Here is a 510-nt window from a genome sequence, read left to right as displayed (position 1 = left end):
GCGCACCGCTGGCGGCGGCCTTGATCGCCGCCGCGCATGGCGGTGCGTCGCTGGAGGCTCAGCAGATCGGGCGGCTGGAGGCCCGGGAGGTCATCGAGGAGGCCTGCCAGCGGTGGGTGCAGCTGCTCGGCCTGACCGGCTGAGCGATCGCCGCTGGGCTCGGGACCCGGCTCAGCGGCGCAGCAGGGCTCGCAGACGAGTGTCGATCCATTCATCGGCCCGAGCCACGGCCTGATTGACCTGCGCCGTGTCCAGATCCTGGACCAGCGTGTAGGCCACCGACTGCATGGGCATGATCCGTGCGTGCAGTCGGGCTCGGTGCAGGATCTCGGGCGGCAGGGCGCCGTCGAGGGTGGGCCAGCCGTACGAGCAGGCCAGTGCGGCCACGTCCTGCGCCGGATCGCCCAGGCTCGCGTGATCCCAGTCGATCACCCCGGCCAGCGCGTCACCGGACCAGATCATGTTCTGGCCCATCAGGTCCGAGTGCACGAGGTGAGGAGTCACCGTCTC

Annotated in this window: 1 protein-coding gene; it reads right to left on the bottom strand. The window is 70.8% G+C overall.

Going from position 1 to position 510, the window contains the following annotated elements; genetic code table 11:
- Positions 1-171: 171 nt before the first annotated feature.
- On the bottom strand, positions 172-510 hold a 339-nt coding region (locus IG178_RS25190; protein ID WP_193215295.1), incomplete at its 5' end, for a phosphotransferase family protein.

The sequence above is a fragment of the Neoluteolibacter marinus genome, assembly GCF_014904755.1.
Classification (GTDB): Bacteria; Verrucomicrobiota; Verrucomicrobiia; order Verrucomicrobiales; family Akkermansiaceae; genus Haloferula; species Haloferula marina.
The sequence above is the reverse complement of the archived record's forward strand: the minus strand, read 5'-3'. Positions and strand labels throughout refer to the sequence as shown.